Annotated in this window: 22 protein-coding genes; 12 read left to right on the top strand and 10 right to left on the bottom strand. The window is 72.6% G+C overall.

All coding sequences use genetic code 11. The features are described from left to right. The first annotated feature begins 123 nt into the window (after positions 1–123). The 7 genes from NUM_RS06810 to NUM_RS06780 are packed head-to-tail and all read left to right on the top strand — an operon-like array spanning position 124 to position 7904. The gene (locus NUM_RS06810) at positions 124–1332 is read left to right on the top strand and encodes a dipeptidase (RefSeq protein WP_207123730.1); all 1209 of its coding nucleotides are present in this window, start codon (positions 124–126) and stop codon (positions 1330–1332) included. After that, positions 1332–2936, top strand: coding sequence for an ABC transporter substrate-binding protein (locus NUM_RS06805; RefSeq protein ID WP_207123729.1), 1605 nt, complete (start codon positions 1332–1334; stop codon positions 2934–2936). Before NUM_RS06810 ends, NUM_RS06805 begins: the two co-directional genes overlap by 1 nt. A 13-nt stretch (positions 2937–2949) precedes the next feature. Then, entirely contained in the window at positions 2950–3915 is a 966-nt protein-coding gene (locus NUM_RS06800) for an ABC transporter permease (RefSeq protein ID WP_207123728.1), read from the top strand. Beyond that, positions 3912–4805 (top strand): ABC transporter permease, encoded by an 894-nt coding sequence (locus tag NUM_RS06795; protein ID WP_207123727.1) that lies wholly within the window; start codon positions 3912–3914, stop codon positions 4803–4805. The genes NUM_RS06800 and NUM_RS06795 overlap by 4 nt, the downstream gene beginning before the upstream one ends. A gap of 24 nt (positions 4806–4829) precedes the next feature. Next, positions 4830–6002, top strand: a complete 1173-nt coding sequence (locus NUM_RS06790) for a M24 family metallopeptidase (protein ID WP_207123726.1) — start codon at positions 4830–4832, stop codon at positions 6000–6002. Positions 6003–6023: 21 nt separating this feature from the next. Then, positions 6024–6869, top strand: a complete 846-nt coding sequence (locus NUM_RS06785) for an alpha/beta fold hydrolase (RefSeq protein ID WP_225918379.1) — start codon at positions 6024–6026, stop codon at positions 6867–6869. A 54-nt stretch (positions 6870–6923) separates the two neighbouring features. Next, positions 6924–7904, top strand: a complete 981-nt coding sequence (locus tag NUM_RS06780) for an Lrp/AsnC family transcriptional regulator (protein ID WP_207123725.1) — start codon at positions 6924–6926, stop codon at positions 7902–7904. A gap of 81 nt (positions 7905–7985) precedes the next feature. Here the strand turns inward: NUM_RS06780 and proS are convergent, their stop codons facing one another. Continuing rightward, positions 7986–9392, bottom strand: a complete 1407-nt coding sequence (gene proS, locus NUM_RS06775) for a proline--tRNA ligase (protein ID WP_207123724.1) — start codon at positions 9390–9392, stop codon at positions 7986–7988. Between the two features lie 238 nt (positions 9393–9630). Here proS and NUM_RS06770 point away from each other — a divergent pair, with 238 nt between their 5' ends. Then, complete coding sequence (locus tag NUM_RS06770; protein WP_207123723.1) at positions 9631–9972, top strand: YciI family protein; 342 nt, start codon at positions 9631–9633, stop codon at positions 9970–9972. Between the two features lie 39 nt (positions 9973–10011). Here the strand turns inward: NUM_RS06770 and NUM_RS06765 are convergent, their stop codons facing one another. Beyond that, on the bottom strand, positions 10012–10206 hold the full coding sequence (locus NUM_RS06765; RefSeq protein ID WP_225918378.1) for a DUF397 domain-containing protein: 195 nt from the start codon (positions 10204–10206) through the stop codon (positions 10012–10014). Beyond that, entirely contained in the window at positions 10203–11144 is a 942-nt protein-coding gene (locus NUM_RS06760) for a helix-turn-helix domain-containing protein (protein ID WP_207123722.1), read from the bottom strand. Before NUM_RS06760 ends, NUM_RS06765 begins: the two co-directional genes overlap by 4 nt. A 54-nt stretch (positions 11145–11198) precedes the next feature. Between NUM_RS06760 and NUM_RS06755 the strand changes: the two genes are divergently transcribed. Together NUM_RS06755 and NUM_RS06750 are read left to right on the top strand one after the other, a co-directional pair. Continuing rightward, positions 11199–11564 carry a hypothetical protein gene (locus NUM_RS06755; RefSeq protein WP_207123720.1) on the top strand — a complete coding sequence of 122 codons (366 nt, stop codon included), beginning with the start codon at positions 11199–11201 and terminating at the stop codon, positions 11562–11564. Positions 11565–11730: 166 nt separating this feature from the next. After that, the gene (locus tag NUM_RS06750) at positions 11731–12171 is read left to right on the top strand and encodes a winged helix DNA-binding protein (RefSeq protein WP_207123718.1); all 441 of its coding nucleotides are present in this window, start codon (positions 11731–11733) and stop codon (positions 12169–12171) included. Positions 12172–12221: 50 nt separating this feature from the next. Here NUM_RS06750 and NUM_RS06745 read toward each other — a convergent pair whose 3' ends face one another. Continuing rightward, on the bottom strand, positions 12222–13823 hold the full coding sequence (locus NUM_RS06745; RefSeq protein WP_207123716.1) for an arylsulfatase: 1602 nt from the start codon (positions 13821–13823) through the stop codon (positions 12222–12224). Positions 13824–13896: 73 nt separating this feature from the next. After that, positions 13897–15237, bottom strand: a complete 1341-nt coding sequence (locus NUM_RS06740; protein WP_207123714.1) for an MFS transporter — start codon at positions 15235–15237, stop codon at positions 13897–13899. Between the two features lie 188 nt (positions 15238–15425). Between NUM_RS06740 and NUM_RS06735 the strand changes: the two genes are divergently transcribed. After that, a complete protein-coding gene (locus NUM_RS06735) occupies positions 15426–16181 on the top strand; it encodes an IclR family transcriptional regulator (RefSeq protein WP_207123713.1) in 756 nt (251 codons plus the stop codon). A 43-nt stretch (positions 16182–16224) separates the two neighbouring features. Here NUM_RS06735 and NUM_RS06730 read toward each other — a convergent pair whose 3' ends face one another. Then, on the bottom strand, positions 16225–16767 hold the full coding sequence (locus NUM_RS06730; protein WP_207123711.1) for an AAA family ATPase: 543 nt from the start codon (positions 16765–16767) through the stop codon (positions 16225–16227). 79 nt (positions 16768–16846) lie between these two features. Here NUM_RS06730 and NUM_RS06725 point away from each other — a divergent pair, with 79 nt between their 5' ends. Beyond that, positions 16847–17869 (top strand): hypothetical protein, encoded by a 1023-nt coding sequence (locus tag NUM_RS06725; protein ID WP_207123709.1) that lies wholly within the window; start codon positions 16847–16849, stop codon positions 17867–17869. 97 nt (positions 17870–17966) lie between these two features. Here the strand turns inward: NUM_RS06725 and NUM_RS06720 are convergent, their stop codons facing one another. The 4 genes from NUM_RS06720 to NUM_RS06705 all read right to left on the bottom strand — a co-directional run. Continuing rightward, positions 17967–20234, bottom strand: coding sequence for an FdhF/YdeP family oxidoreductase (locus NUM_RS06720; protein WP_207123708.1), 2268 nt, complete (start codon positions 20232–20234; stop codon positions 17967–17969). Positions 20235–20318: 84 nt separating this feature from the next. Continuing rightward, positions 20319–21398 carry an amidohydrolase family protein gene (locus tag NUM_RS06715; RefSeq protein WP_207123707.1) on the bottom strand — a complete coding sequence of 360 codons (1080 nt, stop codon included), beginning with the start codon at positions 21396–21398 and terminating at the stop codon, positions 20319–20321. A gap of 120 nt (positions 21399–21518) precedes the next feature. Next, positions 21519–23054, bottom strand: a complete 1536-nt coding sequence (gene ffh, locus NUM_RS06710) for a signal recognition particle protein (RefSeq protein ID WP_207123706.1) — start codon at positions 23052–23054, stop codon at positions 21519–21521. A gap of 209 nt (positions 23055–23263) precedes the next feature. Next, a partial coding sequence (locus NUM_RS06705) for an HD domain-containing protein (protein ID WP_207123705.1) occupies positions 23264–24930 on the bottom strand: 1667 nt, incomplete at its 5' end.

The raw sequence follows: 24930 nt of genomic DNA, 5'->3' as shown, positions 1-24930 counted from the left end.
GTTGCCTGATTCTTGCCGACATCTTGACTTCTGCGCCGCAGATTGGCAACCCTTGAGTCGTCCGGACCGCTGACGGCACGCACGGCGGTACCGGCACGTACCGACCGCGAAGAAGGGAACGCCATGCTCGAACCGGCCGCCCGCTACACCGGCTACACCGCCTGGGACTACCTGGAGCCGGACGTCGACTACCGTGCGTTCCGGTACGCGAAGCAGATCGGCCGGGTGCCCGAGTACGCCGGGCTGTCGCTGTCCGACGACCAGGCGAAGCGGGCCGAACGACTGCTGCGCGACGAGATCGTCATCTCGCTGCACGACCACGTCCAGGTCTTCCCTGAGGACATGGGCGAGCTGCGCGAGCACATCCGCCAGGGCCGCGAACCCACCGGGTACGAGGGCCTCGCCCGCTCCGGCATGACCGCCGTGTTCGACAACGGCATGGACGGCACCTGCTGCATCTCCTCCGACGCCGGCTGGAAGTACCAGGACGTCCTGTTCGACCTCGGGGTACGGATGGCGGACCTGGCGCACCAGGACTTCGTGGTGAAGGCGGAGACCGTCGCCGACATCCGGAACGCGCACGCCACCGGCCGGGTGGCCCACGTGTTCGGGCTGGAGGCCGCCACCATGATCGAGAACGAGGTGGACCGGCTCGACGTGCTGTACGGCTTCGGCGTGCGCCAGATCGGCATCGCGTACTCGGAGGCCAACACGCTCGGGTCCGGCCTCAAGGAGCGCGGCGACGGCGGGCTGACGTTCTTCGGCGAGCGCGCGGTGAAGCGGATGAACAAGCTCGGCCTCGCGATCGACATCTCGCACTCCGGCGACCGGACCGCACTGGAGGTCATCCAGACCTCGACCAAGCCGGTGTTCATCACGCACTGCGGCTCGCGCGAGGTGTGGCCGACCAACCGGATGAAGCCGGACGCGCTGATCGCCGCCTGCGCCGAGCGCGGCGGGGTGCTCGGGCTGGAGGCCGCGCCGCACACCAGCCTGTCCGAGGCGCACCCGAAGCACTCGCTGGAGTCGGTGATGGACCACTTCACCCACCTGGTGGACGTGGTCGGCATCGACCACGTGGCGTTCGGGCCGGACACGCTGTTCGGCGACCACGTGGGGCTGCACGACGCGTTCGCGAAGAACCTGTCCATCGCGCAGGCGCACGGGCACGTCGACTACCCCAGGGTCGAGTACGTCGACGGGCTGGAGAACCCGGCCGAGTGCTTCACCAACATCATCGGCTGGCTGGTCGCGCACGACTACTCCGACGACGAGATCCGCAAGGTCGTCGGCGGCAACATCCTGCGCGTGCTCGACGAGGTCTGGGTCTGATGCGCCGCCGGTCGTTCGCGGCGCTCGCCGCCACCGCGGTCGGTGCGCCGGCGGTCGGTGGTGTGCTGGCCGGCTGCGCGCCGAGCCCGCGCCCGGGCTCGCGGGCGGCCGGCGCCACCCTGACCGTCGCGACCACCACCGACGTGGTCAACTTCAACCCGCTGGTCGGCAACAGCCGCACCGACTACTGGATCACCGACCTGATGTACCCGCGGTTGCTGACCATCGACGACGCCGGCAACAAGCAGCCGTGGCTCGCCGTGAAGTACGGCTACCACGACCCGAAGACCGGGTACTACCGGATCCGCGACGACGTGCGCTGGAGCGACGGGAAGCCGGTGACCGCCGCGGACGTGGCGTTCACCATCAACGCGATCAAGCGGGACAAGCCCGCCGGCAACACGACCTTCGGCCAGCTGACGAACGTGGCGAGGGCGAGCGCGGCCTCGGCCACCGAGGTCCTGCTGCACCTGTCCAAACCGGACCAGACCGTCCTGCGCGAGGTCGGGTTCTGGATGAACGTGGTACCGGCGCACGTGTTCGGCAAGGTCTCCAACGTGGCGACGTTCGCCAACACCGGCGACTGGGTCGGCTGCGGGCCGTACACGCTGGTGTCGGCGGCGAAGGGCCAGGCGTACACGCTGGAGCGCACCGAGCCGTACCCGTGGGCGCCGGGCGGGAAGCCGAGCCTGGCCCGGGTGGTGTTCCGGGTGTACCCGGACATCAACACCGAGATCCTGGCGCTGCGCAGCGGCGAGGTCGACCTGATCGCGAACACGCTGCCGCCGGCGCAGGTGGACGTGCTGCGGCACACCACCGGCATCACCGTGCGCAAGGTGCCGGGGCTGGGCTACGCGCACCTGGCGTACAACATGAAGCACAAGCCGCTGGACAAGCTCGCGGTACGGCAGGCGCTCGCGCACGCGGTCGACTACGCGGCGATCCGCCGGGTGGTGCTGCAGGGCCAGGCGGTGTCGACGCACTCCAGCCCGATCGCCCCGGTGCTGACCGCCTACGCGGACCCGAGCATGGCCGAGTACCGGCACGACCCGGCGCACGCGCGGCGGCTGCTGCGGCAGGCCGGGTACCGTCCGGACGCGCACGGGAGGTTCCCGCTGTCGCTGCGGATGATCTACTCGTTGCAGGACGCGGTCACCGCGCAGTGGGCCAGCATGGTCGCCTCCGACGCGGCGAAGGCCGGTATCACCATCACGTTGCAGGGCATGGACCGCAACACCTACCTGGCCAAGACCGACGCCGGCGACTACGACATCTACGCCGGCAACTTCGCCATCATGGACGACCCGGTCACCAACATGGCGCTGACCTACCTGCCCGGCGGCGCGATCAACTACAGCAAGGTCGACGACCCGGCGCTGTCGAAGCTGATCACCGACGCGCAGGTCGCCACCCCCGACGAACAGCGCGAGCTGGTCGCGAAGGCGGCGCACCTGGTCCGGGACAACGTGTACGACAACGTCGTCTACATGCAGAACTTCTACGTCGCGCACCGCACCGAGTGGACCGGGTTCGTCGCGAAGCCCAGCGAGCTGCTCACCGTGGTCGACCCGGCGTCGCTCGCCCGGGTCCGGACCCGCAGTTGATGAGGACGTGGCCATGACCACCGCACTGCGATTCGCCGGCCGCCGCGTGGCGCGCGGCCTGCTCACCCTCTGGTTCGCCGTCACCGCGACGTTCCTGCTGCTGCGGCTGCTGCCCGGCAACCCCGCGCTGGCGGTGGCGAACCCGAACATGACCAAGCACGATCAGGCGCTCCTGCTGCACCAGTACGGGCTGGACCAGCCGCTGATCGTGCAGTACGGCAAGTACCTGTGGCAGCTGCTGCACGGCAACCTGGGCATCTCGTTCACCCAACAGGTACCGGTGTCGTCGGTGTTGCTCGCCCGGCTGCCGTGGACGTTGCTGCTGACCGGCTCGGCCCTGCTGGTGACGATCGCGATCGGGGTACCGCTGGGCGTGCTCGCCGCGACCCGCCGCGGCACCGTGGTGGACCGGCTGGTGCAGCTGGGCGGGGTCGTCGGCCAGTCGCTGTTCGTCCCCAGCGTGGGCATCTTCCTGCTGTTCTTCTTCGGGCTGTGGCTGCGCTGGCTGCCGATCGGCGGCGCGTACTCGCCCGACGCGGCCGGCGCCGGCTGGTACGGCAACGTGCTCGCGCATCTGGTGCTGCCGTGCCTGTCGCTGATGCTGCTGCAGATCGGCTCGTACGTGCTGACGCTGCGGGCCAGCCTGATCGACGCGCTCGGCGAGGACTACTGCGAGCTGGCCCGCGCCAAGGGGCTGCCGAACCGCGCGGTGGTGTGGAAGCACGCGCTGCGCAACGCGCTGCTGCCGACGACCACGCTGGTCGGGCTGCAGCTCGGGTTCCTGGTCGGCGGCGCGGTGCTGACCGAGACGATCTTCGCCTACCCGGGCATCGGCCGCGGCATCTACGAGGCCGTCACCCAGCTCGACTACCCGGTGCTGCAGGGCGCGTTCGTACTGCTCGCCGCGACCGTGGTGGTGGCGAGCATGCTCACCGACCTGCTGTACGGGGTGCTGGATCCGAGAGTGAGGACCCGATGACTGCACAGGCGCGTACCGACGCCCCCGCGGTGCTGGAGCCGGTGGCGGTCGCGGAGAGTTCGGCCCGGCGCACCTGGCGGGCGTTTCGCCGCAACCCGCTCGGGCTGCCCGCGGTGGTCGTCGTCGCGGTACTGATCCTGGTCGGGCTCTGCGCCCCGCTGATCGCCGCCGAACCCACCGGGTACGGGCCGGACGTGTTGCAGGCGCCGTCCGCGGCGCACTGGTTCGGCACCGACAACCTGGGCCGGGACATCTTCGCCGAGGTGGTCTGGGGTACCCGGGCGAGCATGCTGGTGGCGGTCTGCTCGTCGGCGCTGGCGATCGCGCTCGGCGTGCTGGTCGCCGTGGTCGGGGCGTACTTCCGGCGGCTGGACACCGCGGTCGGCACGCTGGTCGACCTGATGCTGTCGCTGCCGGTACTGCCGCTGATGATCCTGATCGCGGCGCTGGCCGGGCCGAGCCTGCCGGTGACCGTCGCGGTGATCGCCGCGTTCAGCTGGCCGGAGGTGACCCGGGTGGTGCGCTCGGCAGCGCTGTCGGTGGTGGGCCTGCCGTACATGGACGCGGCGCGGGTGATCGGCGGCAGCCACCGCTGGATCATCCGCAAGCACCTGCTGCCGGCGACCGCGCCGGTGATCGTGGTGTCGGTGGTGCTGACGGCCTCGCGCGCGGTGCTGTCCGCCGCCGGGCTGGCGTTCCTCGGGCTGTCCGACGCGCAGTCCTGGTCCTGGGGCCGGATCCTGTACGAGGCGCAGCAGTCCGGCGCGATGTCCAGCGCCTGGTGGACCACGCTGTTCCCGTCGCTCGCGATCCTCGCCCTGGTGGTGTCCGCGACGCTGATGTCGATCGCCTACAACGACGCCCGCAACCCGCGCAACCAGGGCCGCTGAATGTCCACTGTGGAGGAATCTGGGATGGCTTCGCTGAGCCAACGGCTGCCGGCCGAGCACTACCGCACCGTGCAGTCCGCGGTACGCGACCGGCTGGCCGGCGCCGGCCTCGACGCGCTGTGCACCGAAAACCCGGACGACGTCGCCTACCTGACCGGGTTCTTCCACCACCCGGGCGAGCGGCCGGTCGCGGTGCTGCTGGACGCCGACCGCACCGTACTGGTGCTGCCGGAGCTGGAACGCGAGCACGCGCAGGCCCAGCGGGCGGTGGCGGAGCTCGTCGCGTTCCCCGAGTACCCGGGGCTGCGACCGCCGCTGTCGTACCTGCCGGGCACCGACCGGCGCGACCGCGTCGGCGTGCCGGGCAGCATGACGCTGGCCCGCCGGGACGCGCTGGCCGCCGCGTTGCCCGCGGCGAGACTGTCGGTGACGCCGCTGGTCGAGACGATGCGGCAGGTCAAGTACCCGGCCGAGATCGCGCTGCACGCCGAGGCGGCCCGGATCACCGACCGGATGCTCGCCGCCGGCCGCGAGCTGATCGAGCAGGCCGTCGCCGCCGGCGGGACACTGCCCAGCGAAGCCGAACTCGCCGCGCACGTCGGCGCGGTCGGCACCGGCATCATGTACGCCGAGCACACCGACGTGGTGGTGGTCGGGATGCTCGCCGGCGGCCTGGTGTACGCCGGCGCCAACTCCGCCCACCCGCACGGCCTGCCGTCCGGGTACCGGCTGCGCGACGGCGACACGTTCATGCTGTCGCTCGGCTGCGCCGTCGGCGGCCGGTACGTGGAGGGCGAGCGCACGTTCGTGCTCGGTGCGCCGACGGCCGACCAGCGCCGCTACCACGACGCGGTACGCGAGGCGCAGCAGGTCGGCGCCGACGCGATCCGGGCCGGCGCGGTGTGCAGCGAGGTCAACCGGCGGTGCCTGCAGGTGATCGTGGACGCCGGCCTCGGTGGGTACCTGCGGCACCGGCAGGGACACGGGATCGGCCTGGGCATGCACGAACCACCGTGGCTCGCCGACGGCGACGACACGGTGCTGGCCGCGAACATGATCGTGTCCAACGAGCCGGGCCTCTACGTGCCGGGCCACGCCGGGTACCGGATCTCCGACTCGATGCTCGTCACCGAGACCGGCGCGCGCCGGCTGACGAGTTACCCGCGCGACCTCGACGACCTCGTCATCTCCCTGTAGCGCAACGGAAAGGCAGCACCCATGCGGTTGACGATCAACGACAACGAGCTCGCCGTCGAGGTGTTCGGCGCCGACAACGCCCCGGTACTGATCGCCCACCACGGCGCGCCGGGGCTGGGGTCGCGGGCCGAACCGCGGGCCACGTTCGGGCCGTTCGCCGACACGTTCCGGGTGATCGTGTTCGACGCCCGCGGATCCGGCGAGTCCGGCGGCAACGAGCCGTACACGCACGAGCAGTGGGCGGCCGACGTCGAGGGGCTGCGGCAGTGGGCCGGCGTGGACCGGTTCGTGATGGCCGGCGGCTCCTACGGCGGGTTCATCTCGATGGAGTACGCGATCCGGCATCCCGACCGGGTGTCCGCGCTGGTGCTGCGCGACACCTCGCCCGACCACTCCAACGACGACGCGGCACGGCGCAACGCCGCCGCGTCCACCCGGGTGACCATCGACATGGCGAAGCTGGACCGGATCAACACCGGCCAGGTGCGCGACGACGACGACCTGCGCGACTGCTGGCGCGAGATCCTCCCGCTGTACGACCACGTGTACGACCCGGCCGCGGTCGAGGCGAAGGTGGCGGCGACGCCCTACCGGTACGCCACGCACAACTACGCCTTCGCGCACAACCAGCCGCACTACGACATCAAGGCGCAGTTGCCGAGCATCAGCTGCCCGACCCTGGTCACGGTGGGGCGGGACGACTGGATCACCCCGGTCGCGTGCAGTGAGACGATAGTGTCGCTGATTCCGGACTCCCGGCTCGTGGTGTTCGAGAAGTCCGGTCATTCACCGCAGATCGAGGAGGCCGACGAGTGGCGGCGGGTGGTGCGTGAGTTCCTGCACGAGGTCGGCGCCGATGCCCGCTGACCGGTCCCGGCACCATCGGCCGACGCGGCACCGGGTCGAGCCGGGCCCCCGCCGATGAACGCGCCGGCGCTGGACGAGCTGAGCCGGCAGATCGTCGTCGCGCTCCAGGACGACGGCCGGGCCAGCTGGACCGACATCGCCACCGCCTGCGGCAGCTCGCTGTCCGCGGTGTCCCGGCGCGGCCAGCAGCTGCTGCGCGACGGCATCGTCCGGGTCGCCGCCGTCCCGGACACCCAGCACGCCGGGCCGGCCGACCTGTTCGTCCTGCGCATCACCTGCTCCCCCGGCCGGCAGGCGCGGGTCTGCGCCGAGCTCGCCGGGCGCGCCGACGTGCGGTTCCTCGCCCTGGTCAGCGGCGCGTACGACATCATCGCCGAGATCAACGTGCCGCGCGCCGACTCGCTCGCCGCCCGGGTGGTCGAGGAGATCCAGACCATCGACGGCATCGCCCGGTGCGAGACCGACCTGCGGCTGCACACCTACAAGGTGGCGCACGACTGGTACCGCGGCGGCGACGTCGACGCCCGCCCGGAGCCGCACGAGTGCGCGCCGGAGCACTTCGACGCCACCGACCGCGCCATCATCGCCGAGCTGCGCGCGCATGCCCGGGACAGCTTCCGGACCGTCGCCGGGCGGTTGTCGATCAACGAGTCCACCGTGCGCCGGCGGTTCGAGGCGATGCGAGACCGGGGCTGCCTGACCGTCACCACGCTGGTGCCGTCGGCCGCGCTCGGCTTCGAGTCCGAGGTGCTGCTGGACGTCACGGTCGCGCCGGCCCGGCTGGACGAGGTGGCCCGCGAGCTCGCCACCCACCGCGGGGTGCGCTACGTGGCGGCGATGCTGTCGGCGAACTGCCTGATGTGCGAGCTGATCCTGCCCACCGAGCGCGACCTGTTCCGGTTCACCACCGACACGCTCGGCGCACTGTCCGGGGTGGAGGGTTGGCGGGCCAGCATGGAGCTGCTCACCATCCGCCGCGGCTTCGTGGAAACGCCGTGGTGGCGCGCCCAACTCCCCTGCCACCCGGAGGCCTGACCGCACCGGTCGGCCCCAGCGCCCGGCCCGCGCAGCGCTCGCGCGACGCCGGTCGTCGACGCGGCGTCGCGCGGGCGCCGGTCAGTACGAGCGGGCCACGTACGCGGTGAGGTCGGGCTCGTCCTCGCTGTCGGGCACCGAGCCGTCGGCCCGGACCAGGCAGCGCACCGTGACCGCCTGCTTGTTCAGCTCCGCCTCACCGGCGGTGCCCAGCGTCGACCACGGGATCCGGGCGAAGCCGGTCGCCGCCGCCTCCACCGCGTCGGCGGCGGTGGTCACGTCGACGGTACGCGCCTCCCGGAACGCGAGCGCCTGGTCGTACAGCGCCTGCTGGTCGGCGGCCAGCGCGGTCTGGATCTCGTCCACCGCCTTGTCCACCGGTACCGGCGTCTTGCCCCCGGTGGAGCGGCGGGCCAGCACCACGTTGCCGGCGGCGAGGTCGCGCGGGCCGACCTCGACCCGGATCGGGTACCCCTTCAGCTCGGCGTCGACGGCGCGCCGGCCGAACGGTGTGTCGGTACGGTCGTCGAAGCCGACCCGCACCCCAGCGTCGCGCAGCGCGTCGCGCAGCTTCGCCGCCGTCTCCGGCACCGCATCCCCGGACTTGACCACCATCACGTGCGCCTGGATCGGCGCCAGTCGCGGCGGCACCCGCAGCCCGCTGTCGTCACCGTGGCACATGATCAGCCCACCGACCATCCGGGTCGAGGTGCCCCAGGAGGTCGTCCAGGCGTGCTCGCGGGACCCGCTGTCGCCGGTGAACTCGATCCCGAACGCCTTGGCGAAGTTCTGCCCGAGCTCGTGCGAGGTACCCATCTGCAGGGCCTTGCCGTCCCGCATCATCGCTTCCAGCGTGTACGTCCCGGTCGCACCGGCGAACCGCTCCGCGGCGGTCTTGCGGCCCACGATCACCGGCATCGCCAGCACGTTGACCATCAGGTCCTGGTACGCCTCGTGCAGGATGCGCCGCGCGTACGCCCGGGCGTCGGCCTCACTGGCGTGCGCGGTGTGCCCCTCCTGCCACAGGAACTCGCTGGTGCGCAGGAACACCCGCGGGCGCAGCTCCCAGCGCACCACGTTCGCCCACTGGTTGAGCAGCAGCGGCAGGTCGCGGTAGGACTGCACCCACTTGGCCATGAACTCGCCGATGACCGTCTCGGACGTCGGCCGCACCACGATCGGCTCGTCCAGGTCCTTGCCGCCGGCGTGGGTGACCACCGCGAGCTCCGGCGAGAACCCCTCCACGTGCTGCGCCTCGCGCTTGAGGTAGCTCTCCGGAATGAACAGCGGGAAGTACGCGTTCTGAGCGCCGGCCAGCTTGATCCGGTCGTCCATCTCGGACTGCATCCGCTCCCAGATGGCGTACCCGGTCGGCCGGATCACCATGGTGCCGCGCACCGGGCCGTTGTCGGCCAGCTCGGCCTTGTTGATCACGTCCTGGTACCAGCGGGGAAAGTCCTCCGCCTGCGGGGTCAGCACTCGCGCCATGGTCCGACATCCTATTCGCCCAGCAAGCCCCACCCATCGGCGGAGTCCCACGCCAGCCGAGGCATGCCTCGGGCGAACGCCGCCGTACCCGACCGAACAGGCGACTCCGAACGAGTGGCACCGACCCCGGCCACGACCAGCGGCTCGGACTTCTCCGCGGGCGATGTCGGATCGGGGGCGGGTCGTTCGTGGAGTATGTGGACGCGGGCGCCGGGTCCGCTCCGGAGAGGGAATCGACATGCCGATGTACTGCATCTACTTCAACCAGCAGTGGGTGGGTGACCACCCCGAGGAGTGGTTCGAGGAGCGTGGGCCGCTCGCGAAGGCGGTGGTGGACGAGATCAAGGCCGCCGGTGTGTACGTGTTCGCCGGCGGGCTGGAGGAGGACCACGGCCAGGCGTTCAGCGCGGACGCGACCAGCGGCACGCTGACGTTCACCGACGGCCCGTACGTCGAGACCAAGGAGTTCCTCGGCGGGTTCACCGTGGTGGACGTGGCCGACGAGGAGGCCGCGAGACTGTGGGCCGGCAAGATCGCGGTGGCCTGCGGCTGGCCCCAGGAGGTCCGCCGGGTCGGTTGAACCGTGCGGTGCCGCCGCCTCATTGCTGCCGGGCGGCGGTCACCACGTACCGGTCTTGACGCTGCGGACGAAGGACTGCCAGGCGGCGCGATCGACCGCCAGGCGGCCACCCCTGGCGTCCTTGCTGTCCCGCACGTACCAGGTGTCACCGCTGGTAGCGATCTCGACGCACTGGCCGCCTTGATTGCCGCTGCGGCTGCTCTTCCACCAACGCAGGTGACAGATGTCGTTCACAGCTCTCCCAACCTTGCTGCGACTGCCGCACTCGACTCTTCGGGCGACAAGGCCAAACCGCGCAGCGCGTCGAATCTCAGCCGCAATTGTGTCACCAATTCGGGGGTGATCACGAGTCGCCCACCACCTGGACCCTCGACGTAAACGACGTGCTCCCTGTTGGGCAGGTCGATAACGGTGTATGAGCCGTCCATGGCGGCATGAACGCCAGCGGTGAAGGGCATGATCTGGAGGCGGATGTGTTGGCGTTGGGCCATTTTCAGCAAGTGTTGGAGCTGGGCGCGCATCACGTCGGGGGTGCCGACCGGGCGGCGGAGTACCCCCTCGTCCAGGACGGCCCAGAGCAGGGGCGGGGACGGGCGGTCCAGGATCTCCTGGCGTTCCAGCCGGGCGGCGAGCTGGCGGTCGGTCTCGTCGGGGCTGTTGGGCGGCCAGCTCGCGCCGATCACGGTACGGGCGTAGTCGGCCGTCTGCAGCAGCCCCGGCACCGCCTGCACCTCGAACTCGTGGATCGCGGTCGCGGTCGCCTCCATCTGCACGAACGGCCGAAACCACGACGGGTACGCCTCGCGGGTGAGCAGCGGCCACAGCCGCATCAGCGCACCACCGGTACCCAACACCTCGTCGCACCGTTTGGTGAAGTCCTTGTTGGGTGAGCGGCGGCCGGTCTCGATCATGCTGACCAGGCCGGACGAGCAGTACACCCGCTGCGCCAGCTCGTCCTGGGTCAGGCGCGCCTCGATCCGGTAGCGGCGCAGTTCGGCGGCGAACAGCGCCGGCACGGACGGGGCGTCCGGGCCGGTCAACAGCTCGCGCACGCCGGGCGGCACGTCCGTACCGGGGTCGTGCGGATGCTTACCGGGTTCGTTTCGGGCCGCATTCGGTTCGTGGGGATCCGCACTGGGTTCACCAGGAACCTGCCCGTTCGTACCGTTCACGGGTTGAGCCTAGATGCCTACCGTCCGTACCGAAAGACCGGCAGGGTCCTGGACATGACCACCACACCTCGCGGCGCCGACGCCGCCCTCCGCGACCGACTGACCGCTCTCGTGCCCGGACTGGACCTCACCGCGACGCCGCGGCGGTTCCTGCTGGTCGACTACACCGACGACAGCGACACCGGCTCGCCCGAGATCGCCGGGTGGGGACTGCGGGTCGCCGACTCGGCGCTGGTGGTCCACCGCGACCACACGGTCAGCCAGTTCCGGCCCGCCCGGCGCGCCTTCGAGCGGCTGGTCGACTGCCACGACGAACTCCTCTGGCTGGACGAGCCGGTCGACGGCGGCACGGTACCGAGCGCCGACGGCTCCTCCGCCGAACCGGAGGGGAAGGACGGCCGGGCCCCGGATCCGGACTGAGACCGGCACGAGTCACGCCGCCGTCGGCACGTCGCCGCCTCGTCTCGGCCGACCATGACCCCGATCACGACCCGCTTGCGTTAGTCGTACTAACGATATAGCTTCACTCCCGTCGGAAACGTTAGTCAAACGAACGTTAGAAGGCCGTACGGATTGGGAGGTCACGATGACGACCGCGAGCCACACCTTCGGTACCGCGTTGATCGGCCAGACCGAGAAGGCGCTCAACGCGATCCTGGACCGGCAGCTTGCCGGTACCGGTGTCAGCGAGCCGCAGTGGGTGACGCTGACGCTGGCCGTCGTCGGCGGCGGGGACCTCGACCGGGACGACCTCGTCGGCCGGGTCGGCGCCGCCACCCGGTTCAGCCGGGCGGCGGTACACCAGCGGATCGGCGAGCTGAGTGCCGGGGGCCTGCTGCGCGACGGCGGCGACGGTCGCATCCAGGTCACCGACGAGGGGCGGGCCCGCTGGACGCAGGTTCGCGCCGCGATCGGCCCGATCACCGAGCGGCTCTGGGGCGACCTGCCGGCCGAGGACCTGGCCGCCGCCGGGCGCGTCCTGGCCGTCGTGCTGGACCGCGCGCACGGCGAGCTGGCCGACGCCTGAGTCGCCCGCCAGGGCCGGCTGCCGGGCTTCCACGGGCCCGGCAGCCCCGGTCACTGCGGCAGGGCGCGGCCGCGACGCTCGTACAGCGCCAGGACCTGCTCGCGCGGGAGCACGCCGCAGCGGTCCGCCCAGCGCTGGTAGTCCGCCGCGAGGTCGGCGACCACGTCGGGGTGCTCGGCGGCGCGGTCGTGCAGCTCGGTGCGGTCGGCGTCGATGTCGTACAGCTCCCACTCCCCCGGGTACTTGCGCACCAGCTTCCAGCGGCCCCGGCGCACCGCCGCGTTGCCCTCGTGCTCCCAGTACAGCGTCCGCTCCGGCGGCTGCTCGCCCCGCCAGGTCGGCGCCATGCTGACGCCCTCCGGCGGCAGCACGTCGCGCCCGTCGTACTCGGCCGGGTAGCTCGCGCCGGTCAGCTCCAGCACCGTGGCCAGCACGTCCGGCAGCTGGTGCGGCGCGTGCACGATGCGCGGCTGCGTACCGAGCCCGGCCGGCCAGTGCGCGATCAGCGGGGTCGAGATGCCACCCTCGTGCACCCAGTGCTTGTACTCGCGGAACGGCGTGTTGGACAGGTTGGCCCACTCCCGGCCGTAGGTGGCGTAGGTGTCCTCGCCGCCGGGCGTGATCGCCGGCGTGTTGCCCGGCCGCACCGGCTCCCCGGCGCGGGTCGTCTCGTCGTACGCGACGAAGCCGGTGATGAACTCGCGGACCGTCTCGACCGGCATCTCCTCGGCGCAGCCGCCGTTGTCGGACAGGAACACGAACAGCGTGTCGTCCAGCCGGCCGGTCTGCTCCAGCGCGTCGAGGACCCGCCCGATGCCCTGGTCCATCCGGTCGATCTGCGCCGCGTACACCGCCATCCGGGCCGCCTGCCAGTCGTGGTCGGCGGTGTCGTCCCATGCCGGTACCGCCGGGTCCCGATCGCTGAGCGCCCAGCCGCGGTCGAGGATGCCGGACTCGGTGAGCCGCCGCATCCGCTTACCGCGCAGCACGTCCCAGCCCTCGTCGAACCGGCCCGCATAGCGCGCCACGTCCTCCGGGCGGGCGTGCAGCGGCCAGTGCGGCGCGGCGTAGGCGAGGTAGAGGAACAGCGGGTCGTCGGCCCGCTCGGCGTGGTGCCCCCGGACGAACCGCACGGCGTTGTCGCTGATCGCGTCGGTGTAGTAGAAGTCCGGATCGGCGGTCTCGGCCTCGATGCCGGTCTCGTTGCGGGTCAGCGTCCGGGTCGAGTAGTAGCTGCCGGCGCCCTCCAGCGTCCCGTAGAACTCGTCGAACCCGCGCCGGGTCGGCCACGCGTCGTTCGGCGTGTGCAGGTCCGAGGACAGGTGCCACTTGCCGCTCAGGTACGTACCGTAGCCGGCGGCCCGCAGCACCTCGGCGATCGTGACGCACCGGTCGTTCAACGTCCCCGGGTAGCCGTCGGGGGCGTCGTCGTAGTTGAGGATGCCGATGCCGGTCTGGTGCGGGTGCAGCCCGGTCACCAGCGACGCCCGGGACGGGCTGCACCGCGCCGTGTTGTAGAACTGCGACATCCGCACCCCGTGGGCGGCCAGCCGGTCCAGGTTCGGGGTGGCTACTTCGCCGCCGTAGCAACCGATGTCGGAGAATCCCATGTCGTCGGCGAGCACCAGGACAACGTCGGGTCGTGCGGGCATGTGAGGCCTTTCCTCGTACTCGTGGGGCGGTGCCGGGTGCGCTGGGCCGGCCCGGCGACGGGACCGGGTCGGCTCAGGACGCCGGGGTGACGTCCGGAACGGGCGCCGCGGACGGTTCGGCGTGCAGGTCGCGCCGGTGCGTCTCCGGGAGGAAGACCAGGGACACCACGCTGATCACCCCGACGACCAAGACGTAGGTCGCGACCGGCCAGGACTGGTGGCTGTAGTGCGCGACCAGCGCGGTGGCGACCGCCGGCGCGATCGCACCGGACGGCAGGACGCCGAGCTGGTAGACGATGGAGATGCCGCTGTAGCGAACCCGGGTCGGGTACAGCTCGGCGAACAGGGCACCCTCCGCGCCGAACATCGTGCACGCGGCGATGCCCCAGCCGATGACGAGCGCGAGCCAGATCAGTCCGGTACGACCGGTGTCGATCAGGCCGAACAGCGGGAACGCGGTCGCCGCGGCGATCGCCGCGCCGGCGATGAACACCGGCCGCCGGCCGATCCGGTCCGACAGCCGGCCGGCGACGAGGATCGCGAAGAACCCGACCACCGCGGCGATCAGCAACCCGTCCAGCGCCACCGACTTGTCCAGCTTCAGCACCACGGTGAGGTAGGTGATGATGAACGCGTTGTAGATGTTGAACGTCAGGCTCTCCGAGAAGCGGGCGCCGACCGCGAGCAGCGTCGTCTTCGGGTGCCGGCGGAACACGTCGGCCAGCGGCAACCGCACCTGCCGCTTGGCCCGGACGATCTCCGCGAACGCGGGCGGCTCGCTGACCCGCAGCCGGATGAACATCCCGATGCCCACCAGCAGCGCGCTGAGCAGGAACCCGATCCGCCAGCCCCAGGAGGCGAACGCGGCGGAGCCGAACCGGCCCAGCACGTTGACCACCAGCGTCGAGGCGAGCAGCCCGATCGGGACGCCGAGCTGCGGCCAGCTGGTGTACCAGCCGCGCCGGCCCGTCGGGGAGTGCTCGGCGGTCATCAGCATCGCGCCGCCCCACTCGCCGCCCAGGCCGATGCCCTGCAGCATCCGCAGCACCAGCAACAGGATCGGGGCCGCGACGCCGATCTGCCCGTACGTGGGGAGCAGGCCCATCAGGAAGGTCGCACCGCCCATGATCATCATCGTGATCACGAGCATCTGCTTGCGGCCGAGCCGGTCGCCGAAGTGACCGAAGACCAGCCCGCCGATCGGCCGGGTGACGAACCCGGCGGCGAACGTGGTGAAGGCGATCAGGGTGCTCAGCAGCTCGTTGCCGGTCGGGAAGAAAGCCTTGTTGAACACCAGCGTGGCCATCGTCGCGTACAGGAAGAAGTCGTACCACTCGACGACGGTGCCGATCAGGCTCGCCACGGCGATCTGCCGGATCGAGGTGGCGCCCGCCTCGTCTGCGCGTCCACGCATCGGTGGCTCTCCCTTCCGGGTGCGGCACCGGGCTGGCGCCAGGATGATCGGATGCGGTACTGTCCCGCTGAGCGGGACATCGAATCGTAGAACGGGACAACGTTCGGCACAGACTCGCGCGCGTGCCGACCCCACGTCAACCCCCTCGCCATGCCCGGCGCGGACGGAACCCACACGAAGGACGCCACGTGAGCGAGTCGCTACGCCGAGGCATCGAGCTGTTGGAGGCGCTGCGCACGGCGGAGACCGGCCTGGGGGTCCGGGAGCTCGCGGCCCGGGTCGAGCTGCCGAAGAGCACCGTCGCCCGGCTGCTGCGAACCCTCGACGAGTGCCGCCTGGCCAGCCAGGACCCGGTCACCCGCCGCTACCGGCTCGGTCCGCGCACCCTCGCGCTCGGCGCCGCGTACCAGGCCCGGCTCGACCTGCGGCTGATCGCGGTGGGGCCGATGCGACGGCTGCGCGACCTGACCGGCGAGTCGGTCGGGCTGAGCGTGGCACTCGGCGCCGAGCGGATGTTCATCGAGGAGGTGCAGAGCGTCTCCGAGCTGCGCACCACCTCCGAGCTGGGCCACCCGTACCCGATCTGGGCCGGCGCGCCGGGCCGGGTGCTCATCGCCGGGATGACCGCCGAGCGGCGCGACGCGGTACTCGCGGACGCCGGTGCGGATGCCTGGCGGGTCGCCACCCCGGCGGGCCGCGACGGGCTGCTCGCGCTGCTCGACGAGATCCGCACCGCCGGGTACGCCTCCGCGAGCAACGAGTCGGTTCCGGGCGTCAGCGCGGTCGCCGCCCCCGTACACGACCACGCCGGCGCCGTCGTCGCGGCGCTGTCGATCTCCGGCCCGAGCGGCCGGTTCACCGACGCCGCCCGGCACGAGGCGCTCACCGAACTGTTCGGCACCGCTCGTGCCATCACCGCCGCGCTCGGCGGCCCCCATCCCTGACCCGGTCGCCACCCGCCGACCGGTCCGCGCCCCGCCGGCTCGTTTACCCGCTGCCGCCCTGCCGGATCCAGGCGACGACGGGGCGAAGATCGACGGCACCGGTGGTGTCCACCCGCAGGACCGGGCCGAGGGCGAGCGGCCGCGCGGTACGCGCCCAGTACGCCCAGCGCTCGTCGCCGTGCGGCTCGCCGACGTGCACCGGGTGCCGCGGCGACCGGTCGAGCGCCCGGCGCCGGGCCAGCTCGACCGGGACGTCGCACCAGATCTCCAGCGGGCGGGTCACGCCGGCGCGGGACAGGCCGGCGGCGGCCAGGTCTCGTACGCCCAGCCAGGTGCTCTCCAGCACCGCACCGCCGTACGCGTCCGCGAGCAGCGCCCACATCGCCTCGGACGCGGCCGCGCCGAGCCGGCGCGCGGCCGGGCCGTCGGTGAGGTACGCCGGGTCGTCGAGGTGGTCGGCGAGCGTCTCCTTCAGCACGTCCTTGCCGTACAGCGGGAGCCGCAGCGCCTCGGCCAGCCGGCGGGCCAGGGTGGACTTGCCCGCCCCGGACAGCCCGTTGACCAGGATCACCGTGCGCTCCGGCATGCCTGCCACCCCCGTACGAGTGAGCGCGCTCCGCGCCGCGAGGGACGCCCGACCCGGCCGCCGCTGCGACGGTGTTGCCATGCATCGATCAGCCGGACCCGACGACGGCGGGCCCTCCGACACGATACCGACGGTCCCGCTCGATCCCCCGCACCCCAACGGATACCGGGCGAGCTGGCCGCGGCGGGCGGTGCTCGGCTGGGCGATCCTGTCCGGCGGGCTGGGCGTGGCCGGGCTGGTGACCGGCACCGCGCTGTTCGCCCGGGCCGCCGATCCGCTGCCGGTCGCCCTGAACTGGTACCCGATCGCGGTCGCCGCGGCGGCGGCGCTGACCGCGCTGACCGACCGCGGCGCGGCCACCGGACGTGCCGTCCGCCGGTGCTACGCGGTGTGCTGCGGGCTGTCCGTGGTCACCGCCTTCGGGCTGCTGATGGACGTGATCACGCTCGCGGTGGCGCAACGGGTGGACAGCGCACCCGCCGCGGTGGCGCACGCGGTCGGCATGGTCGGCGTGGCGGTGCTCGGCGCCGCCGCCCGTTCCGGCGCGCGGGTCGGGCCGGTCGGCGCGGAGCCCCCGCTGCCGGTCCGACTCGCCGCGTACGCCGGCGCCGCGGCCTTCCTGCCGTACGCGGTGATGAAGACGGTGTGGGCGCTCGGCGGGACGTTCGCCGGGATCAGCGGCGCGCGGATGCTCGCGATCGCTTCCCGCAACGGTGCGTCCGGCCTGTGGCTCACCCTGGAGTCGTACGGGCTGGACGCCACCGCACTGCTCGCCGCGCTCGGCGTACTGTTGCTGTTCGCGCTGGTCCGGCCGTGGGGCCGGGTGTTCCCCCGCTGGGTACCGCTGCTGCGCGGCCGGCGGGTGCCCCGACTCGTGCTGCTGGTGCCGGCGTTGCTCGGCACGGCCACCCTCGCACCGTACGGGGTGGTCGGGGTGGCCGACCTGACCCTCGCCACCGCGGGCGTCGTCCCGGTCGCCCGCGGTGAGCTGCCGACCGCCGCGGACGCGCTGCTGGTCAGCTGGATCGGCCTCGGCGCCTTCGCCGCCTACGGCGTGAGCCTCGCCGTCGCCGCCCGCTGGTACTGGCGTCGCACCCGCTGACCTCCCGGGCGTCGGCGCGGCCGGCGCCACGCTCGCCGCCCACCGGCCCGCGACGCAGTGCCGCACCGGCGGGCACCGCCCCGGAAACGGGCGGCGGTCAGGTCGCGGGTTCCAGCCGGACCACGATCGCCTTGGAGGTGGGCGTGTTCGAGCCCTTCGCGGTGGAGTCCAGCGGCACCAGCACGTTGGTCTCCGGGAAGTACGCGGCCGCGCAGCCGCGCGCGGTCGGGTACGCCACCACCCGGAAGCCCGGCGCCCGCCGGTCCACCCCGTCGGTCCACTCGCTGACGAGGTCCACCGTGGACGCGTCCGCGACGCCCAGCTCGGCCAGGTCGTCCGGGTGCACGAACACCACCCGGCGCCCGTCGTGGATGCCGCGGTAACGGTCGTCCCGCCCGTAGATCGTGGTGTTGTACTGGTCGTGGCTGCGCACCGTCTGCAGCAGCAACCGGCCCGCCGGTACCGTCGGGAAGCTGATCTCGTTGACGGTGAACCGGGCCTTCCCGCTCGGGGTGCCGAACGTGCGCGAGTCGCGCGGCGGGTGCGGCAGCACGAACCCGCCCGGCGCATCCAGCCGCGCCTCGTAGTCCTCGAAGCCCGGCACGATCGCCGCGATCGCCGCCCGGACGATCCGGTAGTCGTCGGTGAAGTCGCGCCACGGCAGCTCGTCGCCGAGCACCGCGCGGGCCAGCTGGCAGACGATCGCGACCTCGCTGCGCAGCTCGTCGGACGCCGGGGCCAGCCGTCCGGTCGAGGCGTGCACGCAGCTCATCGAGTCCTCCACGCTGACCCGCTGCCGGCCACCGATCTGGATGTCGCTGTCGGTGCGGCCCAGCGTCGGCAGGATCAGCGAGGTGGCGCCGGGCACCAGGTGCGAGCGGTTCAGCTTGGTCGACACGTGCACCGTCAGCGCGCAGTTGCGCAGCGCCTGCTCGGTCACCGCGGTGTCCGGGGTGGCCGCGGCGAAGTTGCCGCCCAGCGCCATGAACACGCTCGCCCTGCCGTCCCGCATCGCGCGGATCGCCTCGACCGTGTCGTACCCGACCCGCTGCGGCACCTCGATGCCGAACCGCTCCGTCAGCTTCGGCGCCCAGGGCGGCAGCTTCTCCCAGATGCCCATGGTGCGGTCACCCTGGACGTTGGAGTGGCCGCGCACCGGGCACAACCCGGCCCCCGGCTTGCCGATCATGCCGCGCAGCAGCTGCACGTTCACGATCTCGCGGATGGTGGCGACCGCCTCGGTGTGCTGGGTGATGCCCATCGCCCAGCACACGATGCTGCGCTCGGCGCTCGCCAGCGCGTCCGCGGCGCGCTCGATCTCGTCCCTGGTCAGCCCGGTCGCCTCGGTCACCGTGGCCCAGTCGACCTCGCGCCGGGCCGTCCGGTACTCCTCGAACCCCTCGGTGTACCGGTCGACGAAGTCGCGGTCCAGCACCTCGGCGCGGCCCGCGAGCAGGGACCCGAACGCGGCGAACAGCGCCAGGTCACCCCCCAGCTTGACCTGCAGGAACTGGTCGGCCAGCGGGGTACCGGAGCCGACGATGCCGCTGGGCCGCTGCGGATTGCGGAAGGTGATCAGGCCCGCCTCGGGCAGCGGGTTGATCGCGATGATCCGCGCGCCGTTGTGCTTCGCGTGCTCCAGCGCGGTCAGCATCCGCGGATGGTTGGTACCCGGGTTCTGGCCCACGATCACCAGCAGGTCGGCGTGCTCGACGTCGTCGATGCTCACCGACCCCTTGCCCACCCCGATCGTCTCGGTCAGCGCGGTACCGGAGGACTCGTGGCACATGTTCGAGCAGTCCGGCATGTTGTTGGTGCCGAACGCGCGGGCGAACAGCTGGTAGCAGAACGCCGCCTCGTTGCTGGTGCGCCCGGACGTGTAGAAGATCGCCTCGTCCGGGCTGGCGAGGTCGCGCAGGTGGTCGGCGATCAGCGCGTAGGCCGCGTCCCAGTCGATCGGCTCGTACGAGTCGGAGCCGGGCCGGCGCACCATCGGATGCGTGAGCCGGCCCTGCTGGCCGAGCCAGTGGTCGGAACGGGTGGCGAGCTGCGAGATCGGGTGCGCGGCGAAGAACTCCGGCCCCACCCGGCGCAGTGTCGCCTCCTCGGCGACCGCCTTCGCGCCGTTCTCGCAGAACTCGGCGGTGTGCTTGTGCCCCGGCTCGGGCCAGGCGCAACCCGGGCAGTCGAACCCGCCGTCCTGGTTGATCGCGAGCAGCGTGCGGGTGCTGCGGGCCACGCCCATCTGGCGCAGCGCCGCGGACAGCCCGTGCGCGATGCCGCCGACCCCGGCGGCGGCCCGCTTCGGCGGCGAGACGGCCAGGTGCTCGTCGCCGCGATCGGACCGTGGCGCCCTGCTCGCCATCGCAACCGCCTCCCTGCCGAACGTGTCCCCGTCCGTGCCACCGACCCTAGTCCTGGGATCGGCTGCCGTCAGGTAGGCGGTGCGTCAGCGGAGGATGCGGCCGCGCAGGACGATCCGGGACGGCTCGCGGACCACGGTCAGATCGGTGCGCGGATCCCGGTCGTACACCACGACGTCGGCGAGGCCGCCCTCGACCAGGCCGGGCACGCCGAGCCACTCCCGGGCCCGCCAGGAGGCGGCGGCCAGCACGTCGATCGGCGCCATCCCGGCCTGCTCGTGCAGCAGCAGCATCTCCTCGGCGGCGAGACCGTGGTCGATGCCGCCGCCGGCGTCGGTACCGACGTAGACCGGGACGCCGGCGTCCACCGCGGCGCCGACCAGCCGCGGGAAGTTCTGCTTGAGCCGCCGCATGTGGTCGGCGTAGCTGGGAAACTTCGGCTCGGCCTGCGCCGCGATGTCGTCGAACGTGGCGACGTTGATCATCGTGGGCACCAGCGCGGTGCCGCGCCGGGCCATCTCGTCCAGCAACCCCTCGGACAGCCCGGTACCGTGCTCGACCGAGTCGACGCCGCAGCGCACCAGGAACTCGACCGCCTGCTCGCTGAAGGTGTGCACCGCGACCCGGGCGCCGGCCGCGTGCGCCGCGTCGACCGCCGCCGCCACGCTCGCCTCATCGAAGGTCGGCCCGAGATCGCCCGCGCCGCGGTCGATCCAGTCGCCGACCAGCTTGATCCAGCCGCCGCCGAGCCGGGCCTGCTCGGCCGCCGCCGCGGGCAGCTCGGCCGCGGAGACCTCCTGCGCGACGCCCCGCAGGTACCGCTTCGGCGGCGCGAGGTGCCGGCCGGCCCGCACCAGCCGGGGCAGGTCGGGCTCGTCCTCCAGCTGCGGGTAGTGCAGCGGCGAGCCGGCGTCGCGCATCGCGAGCACTCCGGCGTCCCGGTCGATGCGGGCCAGCGCGCGGGCGGTGTCCAGGTCGGTCACCGGGATCGCGCCGCGGGCGATGCCCAGGTGGCAGTGCGCGTCCACCAGCCCCGGTATCAGGTAGCCGCCGGCCACCACCGTCTGCGCGTCTCGTACCGGTTGGAAGGTGACCCGGTCACCGACCAGCCACACGTCGCGGACCTGGTCGTCGGGCAGCAGCACACCCCGCAGATGAAGCGCCATGATCGAACCGTAGCGGCCCGCCCGGGCGGCGCCGAACCGGACCCGGCACCGTCACCCGCCCCGGCCGCGCTTCCGGCGCGACCCGCGGCTCGTACCGGCCCGGCGACCGGCACGGGCCGGCTACTTCTTGCCGAACTTGGACAGGTCGATCTTGGGCATCTGGAAGCCGGGCGGCAGGCCGTTGTCCTTGCCGTCGCCCGAACCGCCGGCGCCGGCACCGGGCAGGCCGCCGAGCCCGGGCGGCAGCGCCGGCATGCCACCCGACCGCGGCTGCCGGTTCTGCTGCTTGCCCTTCTTGCCCTTGCGCTTGTTCTTCGGCGACTTCGTCGCCTTGCGCCGGCCGGGCAGCCCCATCATGCCGCCCATCTGCTTCATCATCTTCTGCGCCTCGGTGAACCGCTCCAGCAGCTGGTTCACGTCGGTGACGGTGGTGCCGGAGCCGTTCGCGATGCGCACCCGGCGCGACCCGTTGATGATCTTCGGGGTACCGCGCTCGGCCGGCGTCATCGACCGGATGATCGCGGTGACCCGGTCGAGGTGCTTGTCGTCGATGTCGGCGATCTGGTCCTTGAGCTGACCGGCGCCGGGCATCATCGACAGCAGGTTGCCGATCGGGCCCATCCGGCGGATGGCGATCAGCTGCTCCAGGAAGTCGTCCAGGGTGAACTGCTCGCCGCCGACCAGCTTCGCGGTCATCCGCTCCTGCTGGTCGGCCTCGAAGACCTTCTCCGCCTGCTCGATCAGGGTGAGCACGTCGCCCATGCCGAGGATGCGGGAGGCCATCCGCTCCGGGTAGAAGACGTCGAAGTCTTCCAGCTTCTCGCCGGTGGAGGCGAACATGATCGGCTGGCCGGTGACCTGCCGGACCGACAGCGCCGCGCCACCGCGGGCATCACCGTCCAGCTTGGACAGTACGACGCCGGTGATGCCGACGCCGTCACGGAACGCCTCGGCGGTGGCCACCGCGTCCTGACCGATCATCGCGTCGATGACGAACAGGACCTCGTCCGGGTCGGTCACGTCGCGGATCGAGGCGGCCTGCGCCATCATCTCGGCGTCCACGCCGAGCCGGCCGGCGGTGTCGATGACGACCACGTCGCGCTGCACCCGCTTGGCGTGCTCGATCGAGTCCCGGGCGACCTGGATCGGGTCGCCGACGCCATTGCCGGGCTGCGGCGCGTACACCTCGACACCGGCGCGCTCGCCGACGATCTGCAGCTGGTTGACCGCGTTCGGCCGCTGCAGGTCGGCCGCGACCAGCAGCGGGGTGTGCCCCTGCTCGCGCAGCCAGCGGCCGAGCTTGCCGGCGAGCGTGGTCTTACCGGCGCCCTGCAGGCCGGCGAGCATGATCACCGTCGGCGGCTGCTTGGCGAAGTTGAGCCGCCGCTCCTCGCCGCCGAGGACGCCGACCAGCTCCTCGTGCACGATCTTGATGACCTGCTGGGCCGGGTTGAGCGCCTGGGACACCTCGGCGCCGCGGGCCCGCTCCTTGACCCGGGCGATGAACTCCTTGACGACCGGCAGCGCGACGTCGGCCTCCAGCAGCGCCAGCCGGATCTCGCGTGCGGTGGCGTCGATGTCGGCCTCGGACAGCCGGCCCTTGCCGCGCAACTGGGTGAAGATGCCGGAGAGTCGCTCGGTCAGCGAATCGAACACGTCGAAGGTCCTCTAACTGTGGTCGGCGGGCAGGTCCACCGGCAGGCGGGCCACGAGCATCGGTCTTCGAGCGTACCGGGCGGACCGGGCGAGCCGCTGGCGTGTGGTCGGCGCACCGGACCAGGTACCACAATCGGTGCGTTACGCCCGCTCGACGACGCCCTGGCGGCGCGGCCCCCCGCTTCGTTCAGGTGGGCCCACCGCTTCGCTCAGGTGGTCGCCGCGGCGGTCACGGCGGCGCCGATCCGTGCCCGGTCCACCGTGCCGACCAGGTAGAAGGTGTCCACCGCGACCGCACCGAGGGTACCGATCCGGGCGGCGCGGACCCGGCCGCCGGCCGCGGCGATGGCCCGCGCCAGCCGGTACAGCAGGCCGATCCGGTCGGCGGCCCGTACCTCCAGCACCACCGCGTCGGAGGCGGCGCCGTCGTGCCACAGCACCGCGGGCGTCACCGCCGGGCCGCCCCGGTCGTACCCGCGTTCTCGCGCGGCGAGCCGTTCGGCCACCGGCAGGTCGCCGCGCAGCGCCCGACGCAGTTCGGCGGCGAGCCGGCCCGGCTCGGGCGCGGCGCCGAAATCCGGATTTACCCGGCATTCCACCGCAACGGCCGCGGGGACGGCATCGACGGACGGGTCCGCGGGACGCAGCGCAGCGGGGCCGGTGCGGAGGTCCGCCGGTGGGAGCGCGGTGACGTCGGCGGACAGGACGGTGAGCCGGTGCGCGGCGAGACAGCCGGCGACCGCGGCGAGCAGGTCCGTTCCGGCCGGGGCGACCACCGACACCCGGTCCGGGTCGACCTCGACGGCCGGCAGCGGGCCGGCGGCCAGCTCGCGCACCCGGGACGACGGCTGACCCGGGGTCGGCAGCGCACCGGTGGCGAGCGCCGCCCGTACCCGCCGGACCAGCGTGTCGACCAGCCCGAGCCGCCAAGCCGACGCGGCGACCGGGCCGGCCGCGGTGGCGTCGGCGACGGTGAGCGCGGCGAGCAGGTCCAGGTGCGCCACCTCCCCGACCGTGTCCGCCACCGCCGCGATCGTCACCGGGTCGGACAGGTCGCGCCGGGTCGCCACCTCGGGCAGCAGCAGGTGCCACCGGACCAGCCGTACCAGCGTCGCCACGTCGCCGGGCGGCCAGCCCATCCGGGCGGCGATCCGTTCGGCGCGGGCGGCGCCGGCCACCGCGTGGTCGGTACTGCTGCCCTTGCCGACGTCGTGCAGCAGCGCGGCGGTCAGCAGCAGGTCGGGCCGGGCCACCGTGTGCGCCGCGGCCGTCGCGCACACCACGGTCTGCACCAGGTGCCGGTCGACGGTGTGCCGGTGCACCGGCGCCGGCTGCGGCAGGCTGCGCACCGCCGACCACTCCGGGATCCACCGGGCGACGAGCCCGTACCGGTCGGCCGCCTCCCAGGCCGGCACCAGCCCGGGGCCGGCGCCGAGCAGCCGCAGGAACGCCCGCCGCACCGGTTCCGGCCAGGGTTGCGGCGGCGCCGGGCAGGCGGTGGCGAGCCATTCCAGCGTCGCGGCGGCGACCGGCAGTCCGGCCCGCGCCGCCGCGCCGACCGCGCGCAACGGCAGCGCCGGATCCGGCCGGCCGGGCGCCAGCGCCGTCCGGGCCAGCACCACTTCGCCGTCCTGCTCGACCACCCCGTCGTCCAGCGGGCGACGACCGGGCCCGCCCACTCCCCCGGCACGGCGCCGACCGGCGTACGGGCGGGGCCGGGACCGGCGCACCGACCGCCAGGCGTCGTCCAGCGCGTACGCGATGGTCCGCGCGTCGTCCGCCACCCGCACCGCGAGCGCCGTGCCGTCCGCTGCCGCCGGTTCGGCACCGTCGGCCCCGCCCGGCAACCCGCGCCCGGGCGGCGCCGGGCCCGTGA

Source organism: Actinocatenispora comari, assembly GCF_017312725.1.
GTDB lineage: Bacteria > Actinomycetota > Actinomycetes > Mycobacteriales > Micromonosporaceae > Actinocatenispora > Actinocatenispora comari.
Note: the sequence above shows the minus strand (reverse complement) of the source record. Positions and strands in the feature narration are given on the sequence as shown.